Raw genomic sequence first — 26,295 nt, forward strand, 5'->3', positions numbered from 1 at the left:
CTGCGCTCAGCTTCCGGATGGGTGGCGAGCGCCGGGGCGCGGGGTGCTCAGGCCCTGTTTGAGGTGTTCCACCAGCAGGCGAATCTTCGGCGAGAGAAAGCGCCGCTGTGGGTAGAGCGCCCAGACCGCGCTGTTGGGCGGCTGGCGATTGTCCAGCAGGGCGCGCAACTCGCCGCGGGCCAGGTGCGGCAGGACATAGTAGTCCGGCAGCTGGCACAGGCCGAAGCCGCGCAGGGCGGCGTCCAGCACCGCCTGACCGCTGTTGCAGCGCCAGGAACCCTGGACCCGGTGCAGCACCTCGCGATCGTTTTCGCGAAAGCTCCAGATATCGCTGGTGCCCACCAGGCAGCGATGGCGCCCGAGTTCCGACAGGGTATGGGGTGCGCCGAAGCGCTCCAGGTAGCTGGGCGCGGCACACAGATAGAGCTCCCGCGGCGCCAGACGGGTCGCTACCAGGCGGGAATCGGCCAGGCGCCCCAGGCGGATGGCCAGGTCGTAGCCTTCGTGCAGGAGATCGACGGTGCGGTTGGTCAGGTCCAGTTCCAGGCTGACCTCGGGATAACGGGCGAGGAAGTCGTTGACCAGGGGCACGACGAAGCGCTCGCCATAGGTCACGGCGCAGGTCATGCGGATCAGCCCCTTGGGCTGGCTGGAGAGATCGCTGACCTCGCGCAGGGCTTCGTCGCGTGCCTCCTGCAGCCGGCGGCAGTGCTGCAGAAAGGTGTGGCCGGCTTCGGTGAGGGCGACGCTGCGGGTGCTGCGATAGAGCAGACGCGCCTGCAGCCGTTCTTCCAGTCGGGCCACCTGCCGGCTCACGTGCGAGGTCGAGGTGCCGAGGCGATCGGCGGCCTGGCCGAAGTGCAGGGTGCTCGCCACGGCGACGAATTCGTCGATGCCCTCCCAGCCCATGATTGTTTCCCAGTGGCAAAAATGAATTCCAGTATGCCCGATTGTTCCAGGAATTCTGGCGTCTAAACTGGTCCTCTCGTTTTTTCGCCCCTCTGGAGTCGACCATGATCAAGTCCCGCGCCGCCGTAGCCTTCGCGCCCAACGAGCCCCTCAAGATCGTCGAAGTGGACGTCGAGCCGCCCAAGGCCGGTGAGGTGCTCATCCGCATCGTCGCCACCGGTGTCTGCCACACCGATGCCTACACCCTCTCGGGTCAGGATTCCGAAGGGGTCTTTCCCTGCATCCTCGGTCACGAGGGCGGTGGCATCGTCGAGGCGGTGGGCGAGGGCGTGACCTCGGTCGCCGTGGGCGATCACGTCATCCCGCTGTACACCGCCGAATGCGGTCAGTGCAAATTCTGCAAATCCGGCAAGACCAACCTGTGCAGCTCGGTACGCGCCACCCAGGGCAAGGGCCTGATGCCCGACGGCACCTCCCGTTTCTCCTACAACGGCGAGCCGATCTACCACTACATGGGCTGCTCCACCTTTTCCGAATACACGGTGCTGCCGGAGGTCTCGGTGGCGAAGATTCCCGAGGAAGCGCCCCTGGAAAAGGTCTGCCTGCTGGGTTGCGGCGTGACCACCGGCATCGGCGCCGTGCTCAACACCGCCAAGGTGGAAGAGGGCGCCACCGTCGCCGTCTTCGGCCTGGGCGGCATCGGCCTGGCCGCCATCATCGGGGCCAAGATGGCCAAGGCCAGCCGCATCATCGCCATCGACATCAATCCGTCCAAGTTCGACATCGCCCGTGAACTGGGTGCCACCGACTTCATCAATCCCAAGGATTACCAGAAGCCGATCCAGGAGGTCATCGTCGAGCTGACCGATGGCGGCGTCGACTACAGCTTCGAGTGCGTCGGCAACGTCAACCTGATGCGTGCAGCGCTGGAGTGCTGCCACAAGGGTTGGGGTGAGTCGGTGATCATCGGGGTGGCCGGGGCCGGCCAGGAAATCAGCACCCGCCCGTTCCAGCTGGTGACCGGTCGCGTCTGGCGCGGCAGCGCCTTCGGCGGCGTCAAGGGCCGCAGCGAGCTGCCCGGCTATGTGCGCAAGGCGCAGAGCGGCGAGATCCCGCTGGACACCTTCATCACCCACACCATGGGCCTGGAGCAGATCAACGAGGCCTTCGAGCTGATGCACGAAGGCAAGAGCATCCGCACCGTCGTCCACTACTGATCGCCAGGCGGGCGCCCAGGGGCGCCCCCTGTCCGGGAGATGACCATGAGTCTCGAACTGCTCTCCAGCAACAAGAGTTTCGGCGGCTGGCACAAGCGCTATCGCCATCGCGCCCGCAGTCTCGACTGCGACATGACCTTCGCCGTCTACCTGCCGCCCCAGGCGGAGGCGCGCAGCGACCTGCCGGTGCTCTACTGGCTGTCGGGGCTGACCTGCACCGACGAGAACTTCATGCAGAAGGCCGGTGCCCAGCGCCTGGCCGCCGAGCTGGGCCTGGTGCTGGTGGCGCCGGACACCAGTCCGCGCGGCGAAGGGGTGCCGGACGACCCCGAAAAAGCCTGGGATTTCGGTCTGGGGGCGGGTTTCTACGTCAACGCCACCCAGCAGCCCTGGGCTCGGCACTACCGCATGCACGACTATGTGGTGGAAGAATTGCCGGCGTTGATCGAGGCCAACTTCCCGGTCTCGGATCGTCGCGGCGTCAGCGGTCACTCCATGGGCGGCCACGGTGCCCTGATCTGCGCCTTGCGGCATCCCGGTCGTTATCGCTCGGTGTCGGCCTTTTCCCCCATCGTCAATCCGCTGGATTGTCCCTGGGGGCACAAGGCGTTCTCCAACTACCTGGGCGAGGACCGCAGCACCTGGGCCGAGTGGGACGCCTGTGCGCTGCTGGAGAAGGCCGAGGAGCGCCTGCCGCTGCTGATTGACCAGGGCGAGCAGGACAGCTTCCTCGCCGAACAGCTCAAGCCCCAGGCGCTGCAGCGCGCGGCGGAAGCCGTGGGCCATCCGCTGGAACTGCGTCTGCAACCGGGGTATGACCACAGCTATTTCTTCGTCGCCAGCTTCATCGACGACCATCTGCGGCATCACGCGGCGGCGCTCACGGCCCCCTGAGGGCGACGGGAGCTGTCCCCAGCCGGTAGAATCGACGCCCTGTCAGTCTCAAGGGCGTCTCTCTTCATGCGCATAGGTCACGGTTTCGACGTTCACGCCTTTGGCGAGGGCGACTTCATCACCCTCGGTGGCATTCGTATTCCCCACCACCATGGCCTGGTCGCCCACTCCGATGGCGACGTGCTGCTGCATGCCCTGGCCGATGCCCTGCTGGGCGCGGCCGCGCTGGGCGACATCGGCAAGCATTTCCCCGATACCGATCCACGCTTCAAGGGCGCCGACAGTCGGGTGCTGCTGCGTCATGTGGTCGGCCTGGTCCGCGAGCAGGGCTGGCAGGTCGGTAACGTCGACGGCACCATCGCCGCCCAGGCGCCCAAGATGGCGCCGCACATCGAAGCCATGCGCCAGGCCATCGCCGAGGATCTGCAGGTCGAGCTGGGTCAGGTCAACGTCAAGGCCACCACCACCGAACGCCTGGGTTTCGTCGGGCGCGAAGAGGGCATCGCCGTGCACGCCGTGGCCCTGCTGCTGCCGCTATGACCGAAGACCAGTTGCTCGGGCCGCGCGCCCATGGCGAGTCCTGCGGCCAGGCGATCCTCAAGGCCAGTGCCGAGGACTTCCAGGTGGACGAGGTGCTGGACATCCCGCTCAGCGGTGATGGCGAGCACCTCTGGCTGTGGGTCGAGAAGCGCGGCCTCAACACCGAGGAAGCGGTGCGCCGCCTGGCGCGCGCCGCCGGGGTGCCGCAGCGGGCGATCAGCTATGCCGGTCTCAAGGATCGCCAGGCCCTGACCCGCCAGTGGTTCAGCCTGCACCTGCCCGGCAAGGCCGACCCGGATCTCGCGGCCGCCTGCGACGAGACGCTGGTGATCCTCCAGCAGGGTCGCCACCGCCGCAAGCTGCAGCGCGGCGCCCATGCCGCCAACGGCTTCCGCCTGCGGCTGACTGGGCTCCAGGCCGATCCGGTGGCGCTGGAGGCGCGGCTGCAGGCCATCGCCGCCGCTGGCGTGCCCAATTATTTCGGTCCGCAGCGCTTCGGCTATCAGGGTGGCAACCTGGCGGACGCCCAGCAGTGCGCCCGCGAGCAGCGCCTGCCCGAGCAACGCAATCGGCGCTCGCGCACCCTGTCCGCCGCGCGCAGCTGGCTGTTCAATCAGGTGCTGGCCGGGCGCATCGCCGACGGCTCCTGGAAGCGGGCGCAGGAGGGCGATCTGCTGGCCTTCACCGACAGCCGCAGCCACTTTCCGGCCACCGCCGCCGATCTGACCGATCCGCGCCTGGCGGCGCTCGATCTGCACCCCACCGGCCCCCTGTGGGGCGCCGGCGAGTCGCCGGTGCAGGGGCCGGCCGCAGACCTGGAGCGGCAGGTCGCAGAGGCCGCCGGAGAGCTGCCCGCCTGGCTGGCCGGTGCCGGCCTCTCGCATGAACGGCGCATCCTGCGCCTCCCCATTGGCGGCCTGACGTGGCATTATCCCGCTCCTGACATTCTGCAACTCGAATTCGTCCTGCCGGCCGGCTGTTTCGCCACCGCAGTGGTTCGCGAGCTGGTAACGCTTGGCGAGGCAGGGCAGACGGAACATCCATGCGACTTCTGATCGCCAACGACGATGGGGTGCTGGCCCCCGGTATCGCCGCGCTGCATGCCGCGCTCTCCGCCCGTGCGGACTACGAGTGCCAGGTAGTCGCGCCGCTCTATGACATGAGCGGTGTGAGCAGTGCCCTGACGCTGGACCGCCCCCTGCATCCGCAGCGCCTGCCCAATGGCTACCTGGGCGTCAACGGCACGCCTACCGATTGCGTTCACCTCGGCCTCAATGGCCTGCTGGAAGAGACGCCGGACATGGTGGTGGCCGGCATCAACCTGGGTGCCAACCTGGGCGACGACGTCCTCTATTCCGGCACCGTGGCCGCGGCCATGGAAGGACGGTTCCTCGATCGGCCGGCGCTGGCCTTCTCGCTGGTGTCGCGCAGTGCCGACAACATGGCGGTGGCGGCCGAGATCGCCGCCCGCATCGTGGCCCTGCACGAACGCTTCGATCTGCCGCCGCGCACCGTGCTCAACGTCAACATCCCGGATCTGCCGCTCGAGCAGATCAAGGGCCTGCAGCTGACCCGCCTGGGGCACCGGGCCCAGGCCAAGCCGCCGGTGCGCGAGATCAATCCGCGCGGCAAGGCCGGTTACTGGATCTCGGTTGCCGGCGATGCGGTGGATGGCGGACCGGGTACCGACTTCCACGCCGTGCTGGAAGGCTATGTCTCGGTGACGCCGCTGCAGTTCGATCGCACCTTCCGCGAGGGCTTCGCCGGCCTGTCGGCGCTGACGGAGCTGCTGGCATGACTCAGGGGCAAGAGCATATGCAAAGACACGGCATCGGCATGACCTCCCAGCGCACCCGGGAGCGGCTCATCCAGCGCCTCTACGAAGAGGGGCTGTCCAACGCCCAGGTGCTGGAGGTGATCCGCCGTACGCCGCGCCACCTGTTCGTCGACGAGGCCCTGGCCCATCGCGCCTACGAAGACACGGCGTTGCCCATCGGCCACAACCAGACCATCTCCCAGCCGTTCATGGTGGCGCGCATGACCGAGCTGCTGCTCGCCGGCGGGCCGCTGGACAAGGTCATGGAGATCGGCACCGGCTCCGGCTACCAGACCGCCATCCTGGCGCAGACCGTGGAGCGGGTGTTTTCCGTGGAGCGTATCCAGTCGCTGCAGGATCGGGCCAAGGAGCGTCTGCTCGAACTCAACCTGCGCAACGTGGTGTTCCGCTGGGGCGATGGCTGGGAAGGCTGGCCGGCACTGGCACCCTACAACGGCATCATCGTCACCGCCGCCGCGCGGGAAGTGCCCCAGGCGCTGCTCGACCAGCTGGCCCCTGGCGGTCGCCTGGTGATCCCGGTAGGCGTCGACGAGGAGCAGAAGCTCCTGCTGATCGTGCGCGAGGCCGAAGGCTTCGTCCGCCACGAACTCAACGCCGTCCGTTTCGTGCCCCTGCTCAACGGACCTCTGGCCCAGTGAGAGACAGGGAACGTTACCCCGGTACCGCGCTCCAAGGCTGCCTGACGGCAGCGGCCGCTTGAGGCCGGCAGGATGGCCGGACGGTAGATGATCAGACTCTGCGGGAGGAACGGGTGAAGGCCCGAGCGCAAGGATTTCCAGGACGAGGGCGTTCAGGCTGGCTGGCGACACTGCTCGTGGCCCTGCTGCTGACGGGTTGTTCGAGCAACGGCTCGCGAGCGCCGGTGGTCGACCGCGGCGATGGCCGCAGCAGCGTGCCCCAGGTCACCTCCGGCCAGTATCGCGTCAAGCGCGGAGACACCCTGTTTTCCATCGCCTCGCGCAACGGCTGGGAATGGCGCGCCCTGGCGGCTCAGAACGGCCTCGCTGCGCCCTATGTCATCCATGTCGGCCAGGTGATCCGCTTCGGCAATGGCGGCAGCGCCACGGGTTCCAGTCGCATCATTCGCCGGCCGGCCACGGGCTCGGCCACCCCTGTCGCTTCCGCGCCGGCACCCGGCAATCCGGTGGCGACCCCGGTACCCATTCCGCCGCCCGTGACCTCCAATCCCACCGCCGCCACGCCGGTGGTGACTCCGAATCTGCCCGCCGCACCGCCGCCGACGCCGGTGACACCGGCCCAGACGCCGACCCGTGACGTCCCCCAATCCGCCGCCGGTTGGGCCTGGCCGACGAAAGGTACGTTGATCAGTCGCTTCTCGGCCAGCAGCAGCCTAAACAAGGGAATAGACATCGCCGGCCAGGAAGGTCAGCCCGTGATGGCCGCCGCCGATGGCACCGTGGTCTATGCGGGAAATGGTCTACGGGGTTATGGTGAACTGGTTATCGTCAAACACAGCGAAACCTACGTCAGTGCCTACGGTCACAATCGTAGGTTGCTGGTTCGGGAAGGTGAGCGTGTCAAGATAGGGCAGACGATTGCCGAGATGGGTTCGACCGGGACCGACCGCGTCAAGCTCCATTTCGAGATTCGCCGTCAGGGCAAGCCGGTGGATCCCTTGCAGTTTTTGCCCAATCGCTGATTCGCTAGGCGCCGACTCGATCCCGCAGCTCTTTGGGGGCGAGTCATGGCGCATCGGCAACGTATCGATACGCCCTGGCTCGAAGCACAGACGAGCAAGGGTTACTCAAGATGATCCAGAACAAACAAGAAACCGAGTACGATCTCGGCGACGATGTCCTGCTTCTCGATTCCAATCCCTTCGGTGAGGAATCCGCCGATACCGCCATGACCAAGGCCCTGTCCGGGCGCGGCAACCAGGTCTTGCGCGGTGCCAAGCTGGCCGACTATGGCCGTGCACTCGACGCCACTCAGCTCTATCTCAACGAAATCGGCTTCTCGCCACTGCTGTCACCGGCAGAAGAGGTGCATTTCGCCCGTCTCGCGCAGCGCGGCGATCCCGCCGGTCGTAAGCGCATGATCGAAAGCAACCTGCGTCTGGTGGTCAAGATCGCCCGGCGCTACATCAACCGTGGTCTGTCGCTGCTCGATCTGATCGAAGAGGGCAACCTGGGCTTGATCCGCGCGGTGGAGAAATTCGATCCCGAGCGGGGCTTCAGATTTTCCACCTATGCCACCTGGTGGATTCGGCAGACCATCGAGCGGGCGATCATGAATCAGACCCGCACCATTCGCCTGCCGATCCATGTGGTCAAGGAGCTCAATCTGCACCTGCGCGCCGCGCGGGAGCTGACCCAGAAGCTCGATCACGAGCCTTCTCCCGAGGAAATTGCCGCTCTGCTGGAAAAGCCGGTGGCGGACGTGAAGCGGGTGATGGGCCTTAACGAGCGGATCAGCTCGGTGGACATGGTCCTCGGCCCCGACTCCGACAAGACCCTGCTCGATACCCTGACCGATGACCGTCCCACCGATCCCTGCGAACTGCTGCAGGATTCGGATCTCAACCAGAGCATCGACCAGTGGCTGCTGGAGTTGCCGGAAAAGCAGCGCGAAGTGGTGATCCGGCGCTTCGGGCTGCGCGGTCATGAAGCCTGCACCCTGGAAGAGGTAGGGCAGGAGATAGGCCTTACCCGTGAGCGGGTCCGGCAGATCCAGGTCGAGGCGCTCAAGCGGTTGCGGGAAATCTTCGAACGTAACGGCCTGTCCAGTGATTCGCTGTTCTGATCGCGCCTAGCTGAATGTCAGCCAAACGGAGCCCGGATTTTTCCGGGCTTTTTTCTGCGTGTTCTTGTAAGCCAGGGCTTACAGCCTGCGTAAGCCTGTATCGCTTGGAGCTGCCAGAAAGCATCGCTTGATCAGCGCGAGAAGACGCCAAGTGCCTGCTACATAACGTTTTTCTGTTTCTGTTCTAAGCGCAAGGCGAGATCGAAAGGCGCACTATGGCAGATTGCCAGCCTGCGGGAGAAGCGTACTATCGGCGCTGTGTCTGGGACGACACGGATCGGCAGGATGCGGATCAGGAACACCTCAGGACGAGGTTCACCAGGATGGTGGCAGGATTACAGGGACAGGGACGAAGGGGGCGGAGCGATCCGCCCCCTTTTTTATTGCCTGGAGATTCCAGGCAAGGCCTAGCGTTCGAGCTGGGGGAGCTTGTTGGGCTTACCATCCCACTCGGCGGCGTCAGGCAGGGCGTCCTTCTTCTCGGTGATGTTCGGCCAGATGTTGGCCAGTTCACTGTTGAGTTCGATGAAGGCTTCCTGGCCGGCCGGCACCTCGTCTTCCGAGAAGATCGCCTGGGCTGGGCATTCGGGTTCGCACAGGGCGCAGTCGATGCACTCGTCCGGGTGGATCACCAGGAAGTTGGGGCCTTCGTAGAAGCAGTCCACCGGGCAGACTTCCACGCAGTCGGTATATTTGCATTTGATGCAGTTGTCAGTGACGACGAAGGTCATCTGCTCGTTCTCCTCAGGCTAAGGCGGCGGATTCTAGCAGCATTGCCGGAACCCTCGTATCCGTTAACTCAGATACGCTTTTTCCATTCGTAGATAAGCTCCAGGGCCCGTCTGGGTGTGATGTCGTCCGGCTGCAGGCGTTCCAGTTCCTCGATGAGAGGATGGGCGGCGCTGGCGAACAGATCGGCCTGTAGCGGACGATCCTTGGCTGGCGCGCTTACCGGCAGCGGCGTACCCACCTCACCGTTGAAACTGGCCGCTTCCAGGCGGGCGAGATGCTCGCGCGCGCGCAGGATGACGTCTTCCGGTACTCCGGCCAGCTGCGCCACGGCCAAGCCGTAGCTCTGGCTGGCCGGGCCGGGCAGCACATGGTGCAGAAAGACGATGCGGTCATTGTGCTCGGTGGCGTTGAGGTGGACGTTGGCCACGCTCGGCTGGCCGTCCGGCAGCACGGTCAGCTCGAAGTAGTGGGTGGCGAACAGCGTCCAGGCGCGCAGTCGCGCCAGTTGCTCGGCGGCGGCCCAGGCCAGCGACAGGCCGTCGAAGGTGCTGGTGCCGCGACCGACCTCGTCCATCAGCACCAGGCTGTGTTCGCTAGCGTTGTGCAGGATGTTGGCGGTCTCGCTCATCTCCACCATGAAGGTGGAACGGCCGCCGGCCAGGTCGTCGCTGGAACCGATGCGGGTAAAGATGCGATCCACCAGCGACAGCTCGCAACTGGCCGCCGGGACGAAGCTGCCGACATGGGCCAGGAGCACGATCAGCGCGGTCTGGCGCATGTAGGTGGACTTGCCGCCCATGTTCGGACCGGTGATCACCAGCATGCGGGTGTCGTTGTCCAGGGTGACGTCGTTGGCGACGAAGGGCGTTTCCAGCACCTGTTCCACCACCGGGTGGCGCCCCTGGCCGATCTTCAGGCAGGGCTCCTCGACGAAGCGCGGCTTGTTCAGGTCCAGGTTGAGAGCGCGCTCGGCGAAGTTGGCCAGGACGTCCAGTTCGGCCAGGGCGGCGGCGCTGTCCTGCAACGGCGCCAGGTGGCCGATGAGCTCGTCGAGCAGGGCTTCGTAGAGCGCCTTCTCGCGGGCCAGGGCGCGGCTTTGCGCCGACAGCGCCTTGTCTTCGAAGGCCTTCAGCTCCGGGGTGATGAAGCGCTCGGCGCCCTTGAGGGTCTGGCGGCGGATGTAGTCGGCCGGGGCCGATTCGGCCTGGCGGCTGGGGATCTCGATGAAGTAGCCGTGGACGCGGTTGTAGCCGACCTTGAGGCCCTGCAGGCCGGTGCGGGCCTTTTCCCGGGCCTCCAGGTCCATGAGGAACTGGCCGGCGTTCTCGCTCAGGGTCTGCAACTCGTCCAGCTCGCTGTCGTAGCCGCGCTTGATGACGCCGCCATCGCGGATCACCGCGGGCGGGTTGTCGATGATGGCGCGGGCCAGGGTGGCGGCCAGCTCCGGATAGGTCTGGATGCTCCGGGCCAGGTCGAGCAGGTGCGGGGCGATCATCTGCGTCAGCCCGTCCTGCAGCATTGGCAACGCGGCCAGGGCATCGCGCAGGCGGGCGAGATCGCGCGGGCGGGCGTTGCGCAGGCCGATGCGGGCGAGGATGCGTTCCAGGTCGCCGATGTCCTTGAGCTGCGGTTGCAGCGTCTCGAAGCGATAGCCTTCCAGCAGGCAGGTGATGGCGTCCTGGCGGGCTTCGATGATGGCGCGATTGCGCAACGGGCGATTCAGCCAGCGGGTCAGCAGGCGACTGCCCATGGCGGTCTGGCAGCGGTCCACCACCGACTGCAGGGTGTTGTCGCGACCGCCGGCCAGGTTGACGTCCAGTTCCAGGTTGCGGCGGCTGGCGCCGTCGAGGATGACCGTGTCGTCCAGGCGCTCGTGGCGGAGGCTGCGCAGGTGCGGCAGGGCGGTACGCTGGGTTTCCTTGGCGTAGGCCAGCAGGCAGCCGGCGGCGCCGAGGGCCAGGCCCAGCTTGTCGCAACCGAAGCCCTTGAGGTCACCGGTGCCGAATTGCTGGCAGAGGCTCTTGAGCGCCGAATCGCAGTCGAAATCCCAGGGCGCCCGGCGACGTACTCCGCGGCGCTTCTCGGCGGGCAGGCCGGCGGGCCAGTCGTCGGGGATCAGCAGCTCGGCGGGATTGAGACGGTCCAGCTCCGCCAGCAGGGTTTCCCAGCCGGCCAGTTCCTGCACGGTGAAGCGACCGCTGGCGATGTCCAGTACGGCCAGGCCGAACAGGCGTTCGTCGCCCAGCACGGCGGTCAGCAGGTTGTCGCGGCGCTCGTCGAGCAGCGCCTCGTCGCTGACCGTACCCGGGGTGATGATGCGCACCACCTGGCGTTCCACCGGGCCCTTGCTGGTGGCCGGGTCGCCGATCTGCTCGCAGATCACCACGGATTCGCCGAGCTTGACCAGCTTGGCCAGGTAGCCTTCGGCGGAATGGAAGGGGATGCCGGCCATGGGGATGGACTTGCCGGCCGAGGCGCCACGAGCGGTCAGGGTGATGTCGAGCAACTTGGCGGCACGCCGGGCGTCGTCATAGAACAGCTCGTAGAAATCGCCCATGCGATAGAACAGCAGCTGTTCGGGATGCTGATGCTTGATCTTGAGGTACTGCTGCATCATGGGCGTGTGCGCGGAGAGGTCGCTCATGCGGGTGTTTCGATCCGGTTGCCTGTGGATAGCCGCTTATTGTCCATCAACTGGCGGCGTTTGTCGGCCCCGCTCGGCTCAGGGCAGCGGCATCAGGCCTGCGGTCGTTGTTCGCGGGCAGCCAGCAGCAGATCGATCTGGGTCATGAGCCTTTCCAGGGTAAAGGGCTTGGCCAGCACCTCGACGCCGGGGACCGGCAGGGGCTGACCGGGCAGGTCCGCCTCGGCGTAGCCGGTAATCAGCAGGGTCATCAGGCCGGGGCGGCGTTCACGGGCCAGGGCGGCGAGCTGGCAGCCGCTCAGCCCGCCTGGCAGGCCGACATCGGCGATCAGCAAATCCAGCGGCGTATCCGATTCCAGCACCTGCAGGGCGGTGGCGGCATCGGTCGCCTCCAGGGTGCGGATACGGTGTTCGCGCAGGGCCTCGTCCACGAGCGTCCGCACCAGGGGTTCGTCGTCCACCACCAGTACCGTCATGCCAGTGGGATAGCGCAATGGTGAGGTGCGCAGCGTCTCGATCGACGGCGGCGGGGCGTCCACCAGGCGCGGCAGATAGAGGGTGACGGTGGTGCCCCGCTCGGGTGCCGAGACGATATGGGCGACGCCGCCGGACTGTTTGGCGAAGCCATAGATCATCGACAGACCAAGGCCGGTGCCCATGCCCACCGGCTTGGTGGTGAAGAAGGGATCGAAGGCGCGCGCCAGAACCTCGGGCGGCATGCCGGTACCGGTATCGAGCACCGCCAGGGTCACATAGTCGCCAGGCGGCAATTCCAGGGCGGCAGCCTGGGCGTCGTTGAGCCGGCGATTGGCGGTGACGATGCGCAGCGTCCCGCCCTCGGGCATGGCATCCAGAGCGTTGATGCACAGGTTGAGCAGGGCGTTCTCCAGCTGGTGGGGATCGCACAGGGTGGGATTCAAGGCCTCGGCCAGTTCGATGTGGATCTCGACCTGGGGACCGACCGAGCGGCGGATCAGTTCTTCCATGCCCAGCACCAGGGCGTTGGTCTGGGTGGCGGTGGGGTCCAGCGCCTGGCGGCGGGAAAAGGCGAGCAGGCGGTGAGTCAGGGCCGCGGCGCGTTCGGCGGCGCCCTTGGCGCCCGTGGCATAGCGTTCGAGATCGGTGTAGCGGCCCTGGGCGAGTCTCAGGCTGAGCATGTCGAGACTGCCGATCACGCCGGTCAGCAGGTTGTTGAAGTCATGGGCGATGCCGCCGGTCAGCTGGCCCACGGCCTCCATCTTCTGACTCTGGCGCAACTGTTCCTCGGTCTGGCGCAGGGCTTCCTGCTGCTCGCGGATGGCCGTCACCTCGCGTACCGCGGAATAGATGAGGCCATCCTGCAAGACCGAATTCCACGACAGCCAGCGATAGCCGCCTTCGCGATGCCGATAGCGATTCTCGAAGCCGAACACCGGTTCGCCAAGCGTCAGGCGTTCCAGCGCCGCCTCGGTGCGGGCGCGATCCTCGACGTGGACGAAGGCCATGAAGGGTTCGTGGCGCAGCTGCTCTGCACTCCAGCCCAGGGTGCTGGTCCAGGCCGGATTGAGGTCCAGCAGCTGGCCTTCTAGGGTAGCCGTGCAGAGCAGGTCGGGGCTGGCCTGCCAGATCAGGTCACGCTGCCGGGTGCGCAGGGCCACTTCTTCGCCGAGATTGCCGGCGAAGCGATGGAGGGACTCCAGGCTACGGCGCTGGGCCGCGCAGACCATGGCCATGATGACGTTGACCAGCACGAACAGCGCATGGGACACCCAGCGTTCGGAGAACAACGCGAAATAGGCCGGGGCCTTGACGAAGAGGGTCTCGGCCAGCAGTACCGACAGCAGGGTGGCGAAGATCCCGGGACCGAGGCCGAACCAGAAGGCCCCGGCCATGATGAAGGGAATGAACAGCAGATAGGGCAGGCTGTCGATCCCCAGGCTCAGGCGAATGCCGGCCGCGACGGCGATGAGCAGGGCCGCGCCCAGATAGCGCAAGGGGGCGGGGGCGTCCCGCGGGGCCAGCTTGAGCAACCGGCCGAGCAGGATGTAAGGGGCGATGGGCACTGGCGCTAGACCTCGGGACGCGGGTCCGTCACGGTAGCGAAAGGCTGCACGAGCGGCAGGCCGATCAGGTGCCCTCGTGTCGCTCGAATTCCTCGACGGCACGCGCTACCTCGGCATTGTCCGCCGCCGTGCTGCGGGCCTGGCGCTCGAAGGCGGTGGCCAGTTCGTTGACCAGCTGCAGCAGGCGCGGGATGTCGCCGCTGCGCTCGGCATCGGCGGCCTGCTCGCGCACGCGGTTGACGAAGGCTTGGGGATCGTCGAAGGCGGTCATGGGGCGTTCTCCGTGGGGATGATACTTGTCTGACCACAAATGACGGCCAAGGCTCACTCGCGCCGCTGCCAGACCTCGGGATTCACCAGATTCGCCGGTCGTTGACCGCCCAGGGCGGCCAGCAGATTGTCCACCGCGCAGCGGGCCATGGCTTCACGCGTCTCCCGGGTCGCCGAGCCCAGGTGCGGCGTAGGCACCACGTTGGGCAGTTGCAGCAGGGGCGAGTCCGCTGCCACGGGTTCCTGATCGAAGACATCCAGGCCGGCGCCGCGCAGGCGGCCTTCCTGCAAGGCCGTAATCAGCGCGGCCTCGTCGATCACCGGTCCGCGCGAGACGTTGATCAGGATGGCGTGGGCCGGTAGCCGCGCGAGCTCGGCGGCGCCCAGCAGGTGATGGGTCTCCTCGCTCAGGGGCACGGTGACGCAGAGGAAGTCGCAGCTCGCCAGCAACTCGGGCAGCGGCAGGAAGCGCGCGCCGAAGCGCTCGTCCACCTCGGGCTTGGCGGCGTGGGCGGTGTAGTTGACCTGCATGCCGAAACCCAGGTGGGCGCGGCGGGCGATGGCCTGGCCGATGCGGCCCATGCCCACCAGCCCCAGGGTCTTGCCATGGACGTCGCAGCCGAAGTGCGCCTCGCCCAGACTGGCCCGCCACTGGCCGGCGCGCACCCAATCGGCCAGCTCGACGATGCGCCGCGCGGTGGCGAGCAGCAGGGCGAAGGCGGCGTCGGCCACGCTCTCGGTCAGGACATCCGGGGTGTTGCAGAGCAGGATGCCGCGCCGCTGCAGATAGGGCAGGTCATAGCTGTCGAAGCCGACCGAGACGCTGGCGATGGCTTCCAGCCGGGGCGCCACGTCCAGCAACTCGGGCGTCAGCTTGAAGCTGGAGCCGAGCAGGCCCTGGGCCTCGGGCAGACGCTCGCGCAGCCGGGCTTCGCCGCCCGGCGCCTTGACGTCGACGTATTCCAGGTCGAAGGCCTCTTCCAGGCGCGCGGTGAGCGCCTGGGACAGGGCCTTGTAGTGGATCACCTTCTTTTTCATGGACAGCGTTTCCTCTAGTGACTGGCGGCGGGCTTGAGCGCCGCGGCGCGGGTGACCGGCTCCTGGCGCAGCAGCAGGGTCAGGACCACGGCCACCAGCAGGGCGCCGCCCATGAAGCCGAAAGACGCCCCGGGACCGCCGGTCACGCCATTGAGATAGCCCACCAGGTAGGAGCCGGCAAAGGAGCCCAGGGCACCCATGCTGTTGATCAGCGCCATGGCGCCACCGGCGACGTTGCCGGGCAGGATTTCCGGGACGATGGCGAAGAAGGGGCCATAGGGGGCGTACATGCAGGCACCGGCCACCACCAGCAGGGCATAGGACCACCAGAAGTGCTGGGTGCCGAGGGCGAAGGAGCCGAGGAAGGCCAGGGCGGCGATCAGCAGCGGCGGCCAGACGAACAGCTTGCGATTCTGCAGGCGATCCGACGCCCAGGACACGCCGACCATGGCCAGCACGGCGGCGAGGTAGGGCAGCGAAGACAGCCAGCCGGCCTGGACGATGTCCAGTTGGGCACCCTTGCGCAGGATCGAGGGCAGCCAGATGACGAAGCCATAGACGCCGATGCTCCAGCAGAAATACTGCAGCGACAGCAGGATGACCTTGGGCGAGCGGAAGGCTTCGGCGTAGTTCTTGACCGGCTTCATGCCCTGCTGCTCGGCCTTCAGGGCCTCTTCCAGGCGGGCCTTTTCGGCCTGATCGAGCCACTTGGCGTCCTTGGGCCGCTCGTCGGCGATCCGCCACCAGATAAAGGCCCAGATCACCGCCGGCAGGCCTTCGATGATGAACATCCAGCGCCAGTCCAGGGCATGGATCAGATAACCCGAGACCACCGACATCCAGAGGATGGTCACCGGATTGCCTAGGATCAGAAAGGTGTTGGCCCGGGAGCGCTCGCGCTTGGTGAACCAGTGGCAGAGATAGACCAGCATCGCCGGCATCACTGCCGCCTCCACCACACCGAGCAGGAAGCGGATGGCGATCAGCAGGGTGACGTTGGGCACCATGCCGGTCAGGGTCGCCAGGCCGCCCCAGCCGATCAGGCTCCAGAAGATCAGCCGCTTGACGCTGCGCTTCTCGGCGTAGATGGCGCCAGGCACCTGGAAGAAGAAGTAGCCGAGAAAGAACAGTGCGCCGAGCAGCGACGACATCGCCGGAGTGATGCCCAGGTCGTCGGCCATGCCCGAGGCGGCCGCGAAGCCATAGTTGGCTCGATCGAGATAGGCCAGGCTGTAGGTGATGAAGACCACCGGCATCAGATACCACCAGCGGCGTGGAGCGAGAGAAGAGGCGTTCATGGGGTCACCTGCTTGATTGTTCTTGTAGGGGTGTAGATCAGGGTAGTTCGTGACGGTAGGGCAGTCCTTCCATGTCGCCGACCACCTGCACGGCGCGGGCGCCGATCCAGTTGCCACGGGCGACGGCGGTAGCGACGTCGAGACCGTCGAGCAGGGCGCTTACGAAGCCGGTGGCGAAGCCATCGCCGGCGCCGACGGTGTCGACCACTTCGGCCACGGGCACACCGGGGACCTCGCCCTCGGCGTCGGGCGTGCGCCAGTAGCCGCCCTCGGGGCCGAGCTTGATGGCCACGGCCTTGGCGCCACGGTCGAGGTAGAAGGCGGCGATGTCCGCCGGGGTGTCGTAGCCGGTCAGCAGGCGGCCCTCGGCCAGGCCGGGCAGCACCCAGTCGGCCAGGGCGGCGAGGTCGTTAAGTTCACGGCGCATCTGGTCTTCGCTGTCCCACAGCGACGGCCGCAGATTGGGATCGAAGGAGATGCTGCGGCCGGCGTCGCGCATGGCCTGCAGCAGGTGCCGGCTGAAGGCGCGGGCGCTGGGCGACAGCGCTGGCGGGATACCGGTGGCATGCAGGTGACGCGCCTGGAGCAGGCTGGGGTCGAAGTCTTCCTCGATGTTGAGGTGGCTGGCCGCCGAGCCGCGGCGGAAGTACTCGACCACCGGATCGCTGCCATCGGTGGCGCGAGACTTGAGCTGAAAGCCGGTGGGGTGCCGGGGATCGATCCTGAGGCGGCGGCAGTCCAGCCCCTCGGCTTCGAGGCTGGCGCGCACGAAGCGGCCAAAGGAGTCATCGCCGACCCGCGACAGCCAGGTGACCTTGAAGCCCAGGCGGCTCAGGCCGATGGCCACGTTGTTGTCGGCGCCGGCGATGCGCTTGCCGAACTGGCCGACCGTGGCCAGCTCGCCCGGCGTCTCGGCGACGAACATGGTCATGGTTTCGCCAAAGGCGAGGATGTCGATGTCAGCCATGCCGGCGCGCCTCCTGAACCTGGGCATCCAGGGTGCGCAACGCCGCCACCTGGCGACGGGTCTCGGCCAGCAGATCCGCACCCATCAGGGGAAATTCGATGGCCCGCCGCAGGCCGCTGGGGAAGTGCGTCATCAGCCCCTGCCAGGCCAGCAGGTCCGCGGCCTCCGGCGGCACCGCATGCAGGCCGCCGGCACGCCGGCGCACCGCCTTGCAATGCAGGTAACGGACGTCCGGGCCGAGCAGGCGGGCGGCCTGCAGCGGGTCTTCGTCCTGCCAGCGCCAGTTGCCGACATCGAAGGTCAGTCCCACCGGCAGCTGCGCTGCCCGCGCCGCCTGGATGAAGGCGCGCAGCGGTTCGATCCGACCACCCTGGGCGGTCTGGTCGTTTTCCACCAGCAGTTGAGGGCCCGCGTCGGTCAGCAGGGGGGCGAGCGCCGCCAGATCGGCTGCGGCGCGATAGTGCCCGAGGGACACCTTGAGCGTGTCGGCGCCCAGCAGGCGGGCCTCGGCGAGGGCGGCGGGGAGGCGCGGCGAGAGCGCGGCGTCGGTTTCGGGCCAGAGCTCCAGGGGGACGGAATAGACGCAGCCCAGGCCGGCGGCCCGGATGGCGGCGCCCAGGGCCGCGAAGTCGGGGGCCTCGGTAAAGAGTTCGGCGCGGATCTCCACATGGGAGGCTCCCGCAGCGGCGATCAGATCGAGCCAGGCGGCCTGACCCTGGGCTCGGACCCCGTCGGCGCCAAAGGCCGAGGTGGTGATGGCGATCTCCGGTGGCATTGTTGTTCTCCTGAAACCGGTTTCAAAGAAAGACGGGCAAAAAGACGAAAGGTGCCCCTAGGTTCTGGCGCGAGTCGACTGGCGGATACGCAACTCCGCGCCGAAGGTCTGCTGCACCGGAGCGCTGCGATCGCCGTCGATACGCCGCTGCAGGCGCTCGAAGGCGGCCACGCCCAGGGCATGGGTCGGTTGGGCCAGGGCGCTGATACCGCCGCCCACCAGGGGAAACCAATCCAGATCATCCAGGGCCAACAGACCGAAGCGCTCGAACAGGGGCTCGCCCAGGGCCTGCAGCGCCAGGGTGGTGGCCAGTGTCGCCACGCCGTTGGCGGTGAGCAGCGCCTTGGGACCGGGACCGGGAGCGGCGAGGAAGGTGGCGAGGGCGGTCTGCAGCGCCAGGGCATCGTCAGCCTGGGCGCAATGGGTACCACGGCAGCCGGGGTGTTCGGCCAGTGCCGTGTCGAAGGCCGTCAGGCGCTGGCGACGGGAGCTGGTGCCGTCCAGGGGTTCGCTGACCAGCAGCAGGTCGCGATAGCCCTGGCGTTGCAGGTGGGCGACCCCGGTGGCGATGGCCTGGTGGTTGTCGAGGCCGACCAGATCGGCCTCGACGCCGGGCAGTTCGCGGTCCAGCAGCACCAGCGGCAGACGGCTGCCCAGCTGGCGCAGGTCGGCGGCGTGCTGGCCGAAGGTGTTCACGATCAGGCCTTCGATGCTGTAGGACTGCAGCGCGGCCAGTTGCTGGCGCTCCTGGCGGGCGTCCTGATCCGTATTGCAGATCAGCAGCGAATAGCCCTGCTGGCGGCAGGCGGTTTCGACGCCATGCATGACCGCGGTGGAGTAGGGGTTGAGCAGGTCGGCCACCAGCATGCCGATCAGGCGACTGCGACCGCGCTTGAGGCCGCGGGCCATCTGGTTGGGCTGGAAATCGAGGGCGACCACGGCCTGCTCGATGCGCGCGGCGAGGGAGTCGGACAGCAGGCGGCGATCACCGCTGATGTAGCGGGACACGCTGGCCTTGGACACGCCGGCGGCGGCGGCCACTTCGGCGATGGTCGCACGGGTGGCGCGCGGACCGGGGAGGTAGACATCGTTCATGGCGTACCGCTGTTAGGTTTTTGTAGGTGCCTGAAACCGGTTTCAGTAAATCTTTTCTCACGCGCGGCGGCAAGCCGGTCTAAGGTGCAGGCCGACCAGTGGTCGCCGCAGCCACTCGCTTGCCGCGGTCACCTTCTAAGTCTCTTTGCACAGGAAGCTTTCGATGGACCTCCTCGACAGCCTGGCCCAACGCCTGGGTGAAGCCCTGCAGGCGGCCGGCGCCCAGGTCACCACCGCCGAATCCTGCACCGGTGGCGGTATCGCCGAAGCCATTACCCGCATCGCCGGCAGCTCCGCCTGGTTCGAGGCCGGCTTCGTTACCTATTCCAACCGCCAGAAGACCTTGCAGCTGGACGTGCCCGAGGCCCTGTTCGAGCAGGTCGGAGCGGTCAGCGAAGAGGTGGTGACGGCCATGGCGCTGGGTGCGCAACAGCGCGCCGGGGCGCGCTTCGCCGTTGCGGTGAGCGGGATCGCCGGGCCGGGTGGCGCGGTGCCGGGCAAGCCGGTCGGCACCGTCTGGCTGGCCTGGCGCGACGGCGAGAAATTGCGCACTGAACGGCAGGTCTTTGCCGGCGATCGCGCCGCCGTCCGCCAGCAGACCCAGGTCCGCGCGCTGGAGGTTTTATTGGCGTTTCTGACCGAGGAAAAAGGCCCTCAGGTGTAGCAACCAGGGGGCGACTATGGTTTAATACTGTTCACTTATACAGGTATCCACGGCCGTCTGGCCCTTCTTTCTCCGAGAGGAATCTAATGGACGACAACAAAAAGCGTGCCCTGGCCGCGGCCTTGGGACAGATTGAAAAGCAATTCGGCAAGGGCACCGTGATGCGCATGGGCGATCACGATCGCCAGGCCATTCCGGCGATTTCCACCGGCTCCCTGGGTCTCGACATCGCCCTCGGCATCGGCGGTCTGCCCAAGGGCCGTATCGTCGAAATCTACGGTCCCGAGTCCTCGGGCAAGACCACCCTGACCCTGTCGGTCATCGCTCAGGCCCAGAAGCAGGGCGCCACCTGCGCCTTCGTCGACGCCGAACACGCGCTGGACCCGGACTACGCCGGCAAGCTGGGCGTCAACGTCGACGACCTGCTGGTGTCCCAGCCGGATACCGGCGAACAGGCCCTGGAAATCACCGACATGCTGGTGCGCTCCAACGCGGTTGACGTCATCATCGTCGACTCCGTGGCCGCCCTGGTGCCCAAGGCCGAGATCGAAGGCGAGATGGGTGACATGCACGTGGGTCTGCAGGCGCGTCTGATGTCCCAGGCGCTGCGCAAGATCACCGGCAACATCAAGAACGCCAACTGCCTGGTCATCTTCATCAACCAGATCCGCATGAAGATCGGTGTGATGTTCGGCAACCCCGAGACCACCACCGGCGGTAACGCCCTGAAGTTCTACTCCTCGGTCCGTCTCGACATCCGCCGCATCGGCGCGGTGAAGGAAGGCGACGAGGTGATCGGCAGCGAAACCCGTGTCAAGGTGGTCAAGAACAAGGTGGCACCGCCGTTCCGCCAGGCCGAGTTCCAGATCCTCTACGGCAAGGGTATCTACCTGAACGGCGAGATCATTGATCTGGGCGTGCAACTGGGTCTGATCGAGAAGTCGGGCGCCTGGTACAGCTACCAGGGCAGCAAGATCGGCCAGGGCAAGGGCAACGCCGCCAAGTTCCTGGAAGACAACCCCGAGATCAAGGGCGCCGTGGACAAGGCGATCCGCGAGAAGCTGCTGAGCCAGCCGACCAATCAGAAGGCCGAAGTGGCCGCTGAAGAAGACGCTGACGTCGATTTCTGATCGCCGGCCAGTGCTCTAGACGACCCCCGCCCCGTGCGGGGGTTTTCGCATAAGGAGGATCACCCTTGGGCAATCCACTGGATACCACCGCTGCCATCCGTTTCGCCGCCATGGACCTCCTGGCGCGTCGCGAGCATGGCCGTGAAGAGCTGTCGCGCAAACTGCGGCGGCGCGGGGCCGAGGAAAGCCTGCTCGGTCCGGTGCTGGATCGCCTGGCCGAGGATGGCCTGCTCGACGAAAGTCGCTATCTGGAGAGCTATATCGCCAGCCGTGCCCGTTCCGGTTACGGCCCCATGCGGATCCGCGAAGAACTGGGCCAGCGTGGCCTGAAAAGAGAGCAGGTGGAAACGGCCCTGCGCGAAGCGGATGTGGACTGGCAGGCGCAGCTGGAAGAGGTGTGGCGCCGGAAATTCGGTACACCGCCTGCCGACGCCAAGGAGCGCGCCAAGCAGGGCCGCTTCCTGGCCTACCGAGGTTATGCCATGGACGGGATCAATCGGGTGCTGAGCCGGCGGTAATGGGCGTGGCTTGCGGTGTTGGGCTCCGCTGCGCTCAGCGCCAGCCTGCAGGTCCACTCCGCCCGCGGTGAGCGACTGATTGCGGAAAACGGCTAACCCCCTCTCCCTGAGGGAGAGGGTTGGGGTGAGGGCGCGCGTCGCGGTGATGCCGAAGGGAAAGGGAGTCGCCATTTCCCGTGCTTTTGCCTGGAACGACTCGAGCTCAGCGCCATCGCGGCCATGGGCCGCTCCTACCCTCAACTCAGCGTCCGTAGGAGCGGCCCATGGCCGCGATGTCAGCAATCAACCTCGGTCGCGCAGGTTTGCCCTGAGCAGAGTGCAGCCCAACATCGGTTCTGGTGTTGGAGAGCGTTGGGCTTCGCTGCGCTCAACCCAACCTAGGTGGCTGCCCAATGCTCTGGTCGATTGAGTTCGTCCACCAGTTCGCGCAGACGGCCATAGTGACGGCCGTGGAAGTCGAAGGTGAGGCGTGTCAGGTGGGCGAACTCGGCTTCGTCGGCCTCGCCTTCGCCCGGGGCCAGTAGGGTGAAGCCCGGGGTGCGGCAGAGGTCGGCGAAATCCGCGGCCAGCTGCTCCAGGCAGGCAGGGGTCACGGCGTGCTTGAGACGGATATGCAGCAGGCCGTCACGCCGGCGGGTGGAGTGGTAGTTGTCGTAGAAGTGCTCGATCTCGGCTGCCGCGGCTTCCGGCGAACGCACCAGGCGCACCAGCTTGAGATCGGCGGGGAGGATGTAGCCTTCTTCCAGCAGATTGCGCTGCAGATAGGCCAGGGTGTCGTCCCAGAAATGGCCGTCGGGGGTGTCCAGCAGGACCAGCGGCACCAGGGGGCTCTTGCCGGTCTGGATCAGGGTGAGCACCTCGAAGGTCTCGTCCAGGGTGCCGAAGCCGCCGGGGCAGAGCACCAGGGCATCCGCCTCCTTCAAAAAGAACAGCTTGCGCACATAGAAGAAGTGAAAGGACAGCAGGTGATCCGTGCCTTCGATGGTCGGATTGGCGCGCTGTTCGAAGGGCAGGGTGATGTTGAAGCCGAGGCTGGCTTCCGGCCCCGCGCCCTCGTGGGCAGCGCCCATGATGCCGGCGCCACCGCCGGTGATGACCATCATGTCGCGGCGGGCCAGGGCGCTGCCCAGCTCTCGGGCGAGGGTATAGAGGCCGTGATCGATGCGGGTCCGCGCCGAGCCGAACACCGTGACCTTGCGCCGCCGGCGAAAGCGCTCCAGGGTGCGGAAGGCCTGCTCCAGCTCCTTGAGCGTCTGCAGCATGATCTTGGCGTCCCAGCGCGCCGGATTGGTCTGCGCCATGCGCACCACCGTCACCAGCATCTCGCGGTAGAGGCCGAGATTAGGACTGCCGCCCGGCAGGGCGTGCGCCAGCAATTCGTCGATGCGCTGACCGAGGTCGGCGGCGCTGGGCTCCACATGGCGGGCCAGGTAGCTGTCGTCGCTGTCCTCGGTCATGGCCGCGGTCTCCGCTTACTTGCCCAGGCCGCAGTCGGCGGCCTGGAAGCGCTCGACCATGACCGGCTTGTTGGTCTGGTATTCGGTGAAGTCATAGACCAGGGTGGCGCCGCGGGCCAGCAACTGGCGATAGCCGTTGTTCTGGCAGACGCTCTCGGCGAGCTGCACCCGCACCGTGGCCGGATTCTCTCGCATGCGGGCGGCATGGGCCGGGCGGACGCTGAGGTTGTTGATCAGCTGCTTGCCCTGCACGGTGTAGCCGCGGTCGAGGATGTCTTCGTTGATGGCGCGGGGCGTGCCCTGGCTGCTTTCGGTAGCCACCTTGCGCAGCATCTGGTTGAGCTCGTGGTCCTTGAGCGACTCGGCCGCCTGGACGGTGAAGGGCAGGGCGAGGGTCAGGGCGAGCAAAGCAAAACGAGGCATCGTGTTCTCCAGCATAGAGGAGCCCGTTTCGACCGTGGTCGCGGGCGGGGGTTCGCAAGGCGTCTGCGCAGGGTAACCTGCCTGGCCGCCGCGGGCATCCCGATCGCTCTGGTAAACTGCGCTTTTGCCCGCGAGCCCGGCATGACCCCGATCAGCGACACCCCTCTGCATGCCGTGGCCCGTTTGCGCCAGGAGCGCCTGGCGCGCAGCATCAAACCCTTCATCGCTCGTGGCTCGCGCATGGCGCGCTGCCCGAATTGCCGCCTGGCGCCCAGCCACTGCCTCTGCGACCTGCGTCCCCTGCGCCAGACCCAGGCCGGCATGTGCCTGCTGATGCACGACGTCGAGCCGCTCAAGCCGAGCAACACCGGCTGGCTGATCGCCGACGTGGTGGCCGACACCCACGCCTTCGGCTGGAGTCGCACGGCGGTGGATCCGGCGCTGCCGGATTTGCTCGCGCAGCCCGAGTGGCAACCGCTGCTGGTGTTTCCCGGCGAATACGCCGCGCCCGAGCGGGTGGTCGAGAGCCTGCCGCTGGCCCCCGGTCAGCGCCCGCTGTTCGTGCTGCTGGATGCCACCTGGACCGAGGCGCGCAAGATGTTTCGCAAGAGTCCCTATCTGGACCACCTGCCGGTGCTGAGCTTTCAGCCCAATGCGCTGTCGCGCTACCGGTTGCGGCGCTCCACTCGCGGCGAGCACCTGTGCACCGCCGAGGTCGCCGCCCTGTGCCTGGAACTGGCCGGTGAGGCACCGGCCGGACGCCTGCTGGAGGCCTATCTGGATGTCTTCAGCGAGCGCTACCTGGATGCCAAGCATCACCTGCCGCTGGCGGCGGACAGCCCGGCCAGCCAGCAACTGAAGACCCTGCGCGCTAGTTGACCGGCTTGACCTCGACCGGCGCCTGGCGCGGCCAGAGCTGGGCGGCGAGCATGCCGGCGAACATCAGGACGCAACCCAGGTAGCCACGGCCGCTGAGGGCCTCGCCCAGCAGCCAGGCACCAAAGAAGGCGGCGAACACCGCCTCCAGGGAAAAGATCACCGCCGCATGGGAGGCGATGGCGCCGCGTTGGGCGAAGACCTGCAGGGTGTAGCCGATGCCGGCGGCGATCACCCCGCCATAGAGCAGCTCGGGCAGGGCCAGGACGACCCCGGCCGACTGGATCGGCTCGAAGGCCAGCGCCAGCGCGAGGCTGAGCACGGCGCAGACGCCGAATTGCAGGATCGACAGCACCGTGGCGTCGTGGCGACTGGAATAGTGGCCCACCAGCAGGACATGGACACCCCAGGCCAGGGCGCCGGCCAGTTGCAGCAGATCGCCCGAGGCCACCTGGAAGTTGTCGCCGATGCTCAGCAGCCCCATGCCCACCACCGCCAGGCTGGCGCCGATCCAGGTGCCCAGGTGGCTGCGCTGGCCGAGCAGCAGCCCCAGCAGCGGCACCACGATGACATAGAGACCGGTGATGAAGCCGGAGTTGGTCACGCTGGTGAACAGCAGCCCCACCTGCTGCAGATTGATGCCCAGGGTCAGCACCAGGCCCATCAGCAGGCCGCCCTTGAGGGTGTCGCGGGTCAGGCGCTGCTGACGGCCGCGGCGGCGCAGGAACAGTAGCAGCGGGACCAGGGTGAGGGCGCCCAGGGCGAATCTCAGGCCGGTATAGAGAAAGGGACCGATGTGCTCCATGCCGCCGGTCTGGGCGACGAAGGCGCTGCCCCAGATGAGGGCGGTGAGCAGCATGAGCAGATCGGCACGCAAGGCGGCGCTGGGCATGGGGCATCTCTTGGGCAAAACGGCAACTGTGCCGCAAACCGCAGGGCCTTGCCTACCGTCGGCGAGCCACCCGGCCTTGCTCCCGTCCGCGCCGTTCGGCATGCTTGCGTGCAGCCCGTGCGCCAGCTTCCTGGTCGATGGGGGCGCTCACGACAACAAGGAAAGCTACACCATGGCGGCTGCCTACCAGATCCTGATCGCCGACGATCATCCGCTGTTTCGCAGCGCGCTGCAGCAGGCCCTGACCCTGGGCCTGGGCGCCCAGGCACGGCTCACCGAGGTGGCCGACATCGCCGAACTCCAGGCCTGCCTGGCCGAGCGCACCGACTGGGATCTGGTCCTGCTCGATCTCAACATGCCCGGCGCCTATGGCTTTTCCGGACTGGTCCTCTTGCGCGGCCAGTATCCCCAGGTGCCGGTGGTGATGATCTCGGCCCAGGAAGAACCCGCCGTGGTGCAGCGCGCCCGGGAATTCGGCGCCAGTGGCTTCATTCCCAAGTCCAGCGATCTGAGCACCCTGCAACAGGCGGTCAGTCAGGTGCTGGATGGCGATACCTGGTGGCCACCGCAGGTGGAAGGCGCCGCCGCCCTGAGCGAGGAGGCCAAGGCCGCCAGTGCCGGCCTCGCCAGTCTCACGCCGCAGCAATTCCGGGTGCTCACCATGCTCTGCGAGGGGCTGCTCAACAAGCAGATCGCCTTCGAGCTGAATGTCTCCGAAGCCACGGTCAAGGCCCATGCCACGGCCATCTTTCGTAAACTCGGCGTCCGCACCCGCACCCAGGCGGCCCTGCTGCTGCAGCAGCTGGAGAGCACGTCCGGCTGATGTCCGCTGGCAGCGGCGCCCGGCGTAGGCGTGACTGCCCGCTTTCCCCTTTTTCCGCACCTGCCGTCCACGCGCGGCGGCGGTTCGCCCCTGCTGGATGGAGCTTTTTTCGTGATCTCTCCCTACAAAGGCAAGACCGGTCTGCGCCGGGTCATCAACGCCACCGGCTATTCCCTGGCCGGCCTGCGCACGGCCTTTCGCCAGGAAGCGGCCTTTCGTTCGCTGGTGCTGCTCAACGTGGTGCTGGTGCCCCTGGCCTTCTGGCTGGATGTGAGTCGCGGCGAGCGGGCGCTGCTGGTGGCGGTCTGCCTGCTGTCGCTGGTGGTCGAATTGTTCAACGCCGCCATCGAGGCGGTGGTGGATCGCATTTCCCTGGACTGGCACGAACTTTCGAAGAATGCCAAGGATCTTGGCAGTGCCGCGCAGTTCGTGGCCATGATCATCATCGCCGTGGTCTGGGGCATCGTCCTGCTCGGCTGAGCAGGACGAAG

The 26,295-nt window shown here is 66.9% G+C and carries 27 protein-coding genes; 14 read left to right on the plus strand and 13 right to left on the minus strand.

Features of this window, described 5'->3' with window-relative positions; genetic code table 11:
• Positions 1 to 6: 6 nt before the first annotated feature.
• Entirely contained in the window at positions 7 to 912 is a 906-nt protein-coding gene (locus PSEK12I1_RS0119065; protein ID WP_108581292.1) for a LysR substrate-binding domain-containing protein, read from the minus strand.
• A gap of 101 nt (positions 913 to 1,013) precedes the next feature.
• On the opposite strand from PSEK12I1_RS0119065, the gene PSEK12I1_RS0119070 reads away from it, so the two are divergent.
• The 8 genes from PSEK12I1_RS0119070 to rpoS all read left to right on the plus strand — a co-directional run bounded on the left by PSEK12I1_RS0119070 (position 1,014) and on the right by rpoS (position 8,160).
• Positions 1,014 to 2,126 (plus strand): S-(hydroxymethyl)glutathione dehydrogenase/class III alcohol dehydrogenase, encoded by a 1,113-nt coding sequence (locus PSEK12I1_RS0119070; protein ID WP_027602587.1) that lies wholly within the window; start codon positions 1,014 to 1,016, stop codon positions 2,124 to 2,126.
• Positions 2,127 to 2,165: 39 nt separating this feature from the next.
• Positions 2,166 to 3,020 carry an S-formylglutathione hydrolase gene (gene fghA, locus PSEK12I1_RS0119075; protein ID WP_177323767.1) on the plus strand — a complete coding sequence of 285 codons (855 nt, stop codon included), beginning with the start codon at positions 2,166 to 2,168 and terminating at the stop codon, positions 3,018 to 3,020.
• A 66-nt stretch (positions 3,021 to 3,086) separates the two neighbouring features.
• Positions 3,087 to 3,560 (plus strand): 2-C-methyl-D-erythritol 2,4-cyclodiphosphate synthase, encoded by a 474-nt coding sequence (gene ispF, locus PSEK12I1_RS0119080; protein WP_017639034.1) that lies wholly within the window; start codon positions 3,087 to 3,089, stop codon positions 3,558 to 3,560.
• Complete coding sequence (gene truD, locus PSEK12I1_RS0119085; RefSeq protein ID WP_027602589.1) at positions 3,557 to 4,615, plus strand: tRNA pseudouridine(13) synthase TruD; 1,059 nt, start codon at positions 3,557 to 3,559, stop codon at positions 4,613 to 4,615. Before ispF ends, truD begins: the two co-directional genes overlap by 4 nt.
• Positions 4,603 to 5,358 carry a 5'/3'-nucleotidase SurE gene (gene surE, locus PSEK12I1_RS0119090; RefSeq protein ID WP_027602590.1) on the plus strand — a complete coding sequence of 252 codons (756 nt, stop codon included), beginning with the start codon at positions 4,603 to 4,605 and terminating at the stop codon, positions 5,356 to 5,358. Before truD ends, surE begins: the two co-directional genes overlap by 13 nt.
• A 38-nt stretch (positions 5,359 to 5,396) precedes the next feature.
• Entirely contained in the window at positions 5,397 to 6,035 is a 639-nt protein-coding gene (locus tag PSEK12I1_RS0119095; RefSeq protein ID WP_007159462.1) for a protein-L-isoaspartate(D-aspartate) O-methyltransferase, read from the plus strand.
• Between the two features lie 176 nt (positions 6,036 to 6,211).
• The gene (locus PSEK12I1_RS0119100) at positions 6,212 to 7,057 is read left to right on the plus strand and encodes a peptidoglycan DD-metalloendopeptidase family protein (RefSeq protein WP_007159461.1); all 846 of its coding nucleotides are present in this window, start codon (positions 6,212 to 6,214) and stop codon (positions 7,055 to 7,057) included.
• 110 nt (positions 7,058 to 7,167) lie between these two features.
• Complete coding sequence (gene rpoS, locus PSEK12I1_RS0119105; protein WP_007159460.1) at positions 7,168 to 8,160, plus strand: RNA polymerase sigma factor RpoS; 993 nt, start codon at positions 7,168 to 7,170, stop codon at positions 8,158 to 8,160.
• Positions 8,161 to 8,567: 407 nt separating this feature from the next.
• On the opposite strand, the gene fdxA is transcribed toward rpoS, so the two are convergent.
• The 9 genes from fdxA to PSEK12I1_RS0119150 all read right to left on the minus strand — a co-directional run bounded on the left by fdxA (position 8,568) and on the right by PSEK12I1_RS0119150 (position 19,021).
• Complete coding sequence (gene fdxA / locus PSEK12I1_RS0119110) at positions 8,568 to 8,891, minus strand: ferredoxin FdxA (RefSeq protein ID WP_007159459.1); 324 nt, start codon at positions 8,889 to 8,891, stop codon at positions 8,568 to 8,570.
• A 68-nt stretch (positions 8,892 to 8,959) separates the two neighbouring features.
• The gene (gene mutS, locus PSEK12I1_RS0119115; protein ID WP_027602591.1) at positions 8,960 to 11,536 is read right to left on the minus strand and encodes a DNA mismatch repair protein MutS; all 2,577 of its coding nucleotides are present in this window, start codon (positions 11,534 to 11,536) and stop codon (positions 8,960 to 8,962) included.
• Between the two features lie 92 nt (positions 11,537 to 11,628).
• The gene (locus PSEK12I1_RS0119120; RefSeq protein WP_027602592.1) at positions 11,629 to 13,578 is read right to left on the minus strand and encodes an ATP-binding protein; all 1,950 of its coding nucleotides are present in this window, start codon (positions 13,576 to 13,578) and stop codon (positions 11,629 to 11,631) included.
• A gap of 64 nt (positions 13,579 to 13,642) precedes the next feature.
• Entirely contained in the window at positions 13,643 to 13,849 is a 207-nt protein-coding gene (locus PSEK12I1_RS0119125) for a hypothetical protein (protein ID WP_007159388.1), read from the minus strand.
• A 53-nt stretch (positions 13,850 to 13,902) separates the two neighbouring features.
• The gene (locus tag PSEK12I1_RS0119130; protein WP_027602593.1) at positions 13,903 to 14,886 is read right to left on the minus strand and encodes an NAD(P)-dependent oxidoreductase; all 984 of its coding nucleotides are present in this window, start codon (positions 14,884 to 14,886) and stop codon (positions 13,903 to 13,905) included.
• Positions 14,887 to 14,900: 14 nt separating this feature from the next.
• Entirely contained in the window at positions 14,901 to 16,184 is a 1,284-nt protein-coding gene (locus PSEK12I1_RS0119135) for an MFS transporter (RefSeq protein WP_027602594.1), read from the minus strand.
• 37 nt (positions 16,185 to 16,221) lie between these two features.
• Positions 16,222 to 17,151, minus strand: coding sequence for a sugar kinase (locus tag PSEK12I1_RS0119140; protein WP_027597055.1), 930 nt, complete (start codon positions 17,149 to 17,151; stop codon positions 16,222 to 16,224).
• Positions 17,144 to 17,926, minus strand: a complete 783-nt coding sequence (locus PSEK12I1_RS0119145; protein ID WP_027602595.1) for a sugar phosphate isomerase/epimerase — start codon at positions 17,924 to 17,926, stop codon at positions 17,144 to 17,146. The genes PSEK12I1_RS0119140 and PSEK12I1_RS0119145 overlap by 8 nt, the downstream gene beginning before the upstream one ends.
• Positions 17,927 to 17,983: 57 nt before the next feature.
• On the minus strand, positions 17,984 to 19,021 hold the full coding sequence (locus tag PSEK12I1_RS0119150) for a substrate-binding domain-containing protein (protein ID WP_027597053.1): 1,038 nt from the start codon (positions 19,019 to 19,021) through the stop codon (positions 17,984 to 17,986).
• Positions 19,022 to 19,184: 163 nt separating this feature from the next.
• On the opposite strand from PSEK12I1_RS0119150, the gene PSEK12I1_RS0119155 reads away from it, so the two are divergent.
• The 3 genes from PSEK12I1_RS0119155 to recX all read left to right on the plus strand — a co-directional run bounded on the left by PSEK12I1_RS0119155 (position 19,185) and on the right by recX (position 21,333).
• A complete protein-coding gene (locus PSEK12I1_RS0119155) occupies positions 19,185 to 19,685 on the plus strand; it encodes a CinA family protein (protein ID WP_027597052.1) in 501 nt (166 codons plus the stop codon).
• Between the two features lie 86 nt (positions 19,686 to 19,771).
• Complete coding sequence (gene recA, locus PSEK12I1_RS0119160; protein WP_007159381.1) at positions 19,772 to 20,815, plus strand: recombinase RecA; 1,044 nt, start codon at positions 19,772 to 19,774, stop codon at positions 20,813 to 20,815.
• 65 nt (positions 20,816 to 20,880) lie between these two features.
• Complete coding sequence (recX, locus tag PSEK12I1_RS0119165; RefSeq protein ID WP_007159380.1) at positions 20,881 to 21,333, plus strand: recombination regulator RecX; 453 nt, start codon at positions 20,881 to 20,883, stop codon at positions 21,331 to 21,333.
• A 377-nt stretch (positions 21,334 to 21,710) separates the two neighbouring features.
• On the opposite strand, the gene PSEK12I1_RS0119170 is transcribed toward recX, so the two are convergent.
• Both PSEK12I1_RS0119170 and PSEK12I1_RS0119175 read right to left on the minus strand, forming a co-directional pair.
• Entirely contained in the window at positions 21,711 to 22,790 is a 1,080-nt protein-coding gene (locus PSEK12I1_RS0119170; protein ID WP_027602596.1) for a TIGR00730 family Rossman fold protein, read from the minus strand.
• 15 nt (positions 22,791 to 22,805) lie between these two features.
• A complete protein-coding gene (locus PSEK12I1_RS0119175) occupies positions 22,806 to 23,213 on the minus strand; it encodes a quorum-sensing-regulated virulence factor family protein (protein ID WP_027597050.1) in 408 nt (135 codons plus the stop codon).
• A gap of 141 nt (positions 23,214 to 23,354) precedes the next feature.
• Between PSEK12I1_RS0119175 and PSEK12I1_RS0119180 the strand changes: the two genes are divergently transcribed.
• Positions 23,355 to 24,092, plus strand: coding sequence for a tRNA-uridine aminocarboxypropyltransferase (locus tag PSEK12I1_RS0119180; RefSeq protein ID WP_027602597.1), 738 nt, complete (start codon positions 23,355 to 23,357; stop codon positions 24,090 to 24,092).
• Here the strand turns inward: PSEK12I1_RS0119180 and PSEK12I1_RS0119185 are convergent.
• Positions 24,085 to 24,981, minus strand: coding sequence for a DMT family transporter (locus PSEK12I1_RS0119185; protein WP_027602598.1), 897 nt, complete (start codon positions 24,979 to 24,981; stop codon positions 24,085 to 24,087). The two genes, PSEK12I1_RS0119180 and PSEK12I1_RS0119185, sit on opposite strands and share 8 nt — an antisense overlap.
• A 172-nt stretch (positions 24,982 to 25,153) precedes the next feature.
• Here PSEK12I1_RS0119185 and erdR point away from each other — a divergent pair, with 172 nt between their 5' ends.
• Together erdR and PSEK12I1_RS0119195 are read left to right on the plus strand one after the other, a co-directional pair.
• Positions 25,154 to 25,804 carry a response regulator transcription factor ErdR gene (gene erdR / locus PSEK12I1_RS0119190; RefSeq protein WP_007159375.1) on the plus strand — a complete coding sequence of 217 codons (651 nt, stop codon included), beginning with the start codon at positions 25,154 to 25,156 and terminating at the stop codon, positions 25,802 to 25,804.
• Positions 25,805 to 25,915: 111 nt separating this feature from the next.
• Positions 25,916 to 26,284 (plus strand): diacylglycerol kinase, encoded by a 369-nt coding sequence (locus PSEK12I1_RS0119195; protein WP_007159374.1) that lies wholly within the window; start codon positions 25,916 to 25,918, stop codon positions 26,282 to 26,284.
• The last annotated feature ends 11 nt before the right edge of the window (positions 26,285 to 26,295 follow it).

This window comes from Pseudomonas sp. MOIL14HWK12:I1, assembly GCF_000510705.1.
Taxonomy (GTDB): domain Bacteria; phylum Pseudomonadota; class Gammaproteobacteria; order Pseudomonadales; family Pseudomonadaceae; genus Chryseomonas; species Chryseomonas oryzihabitans.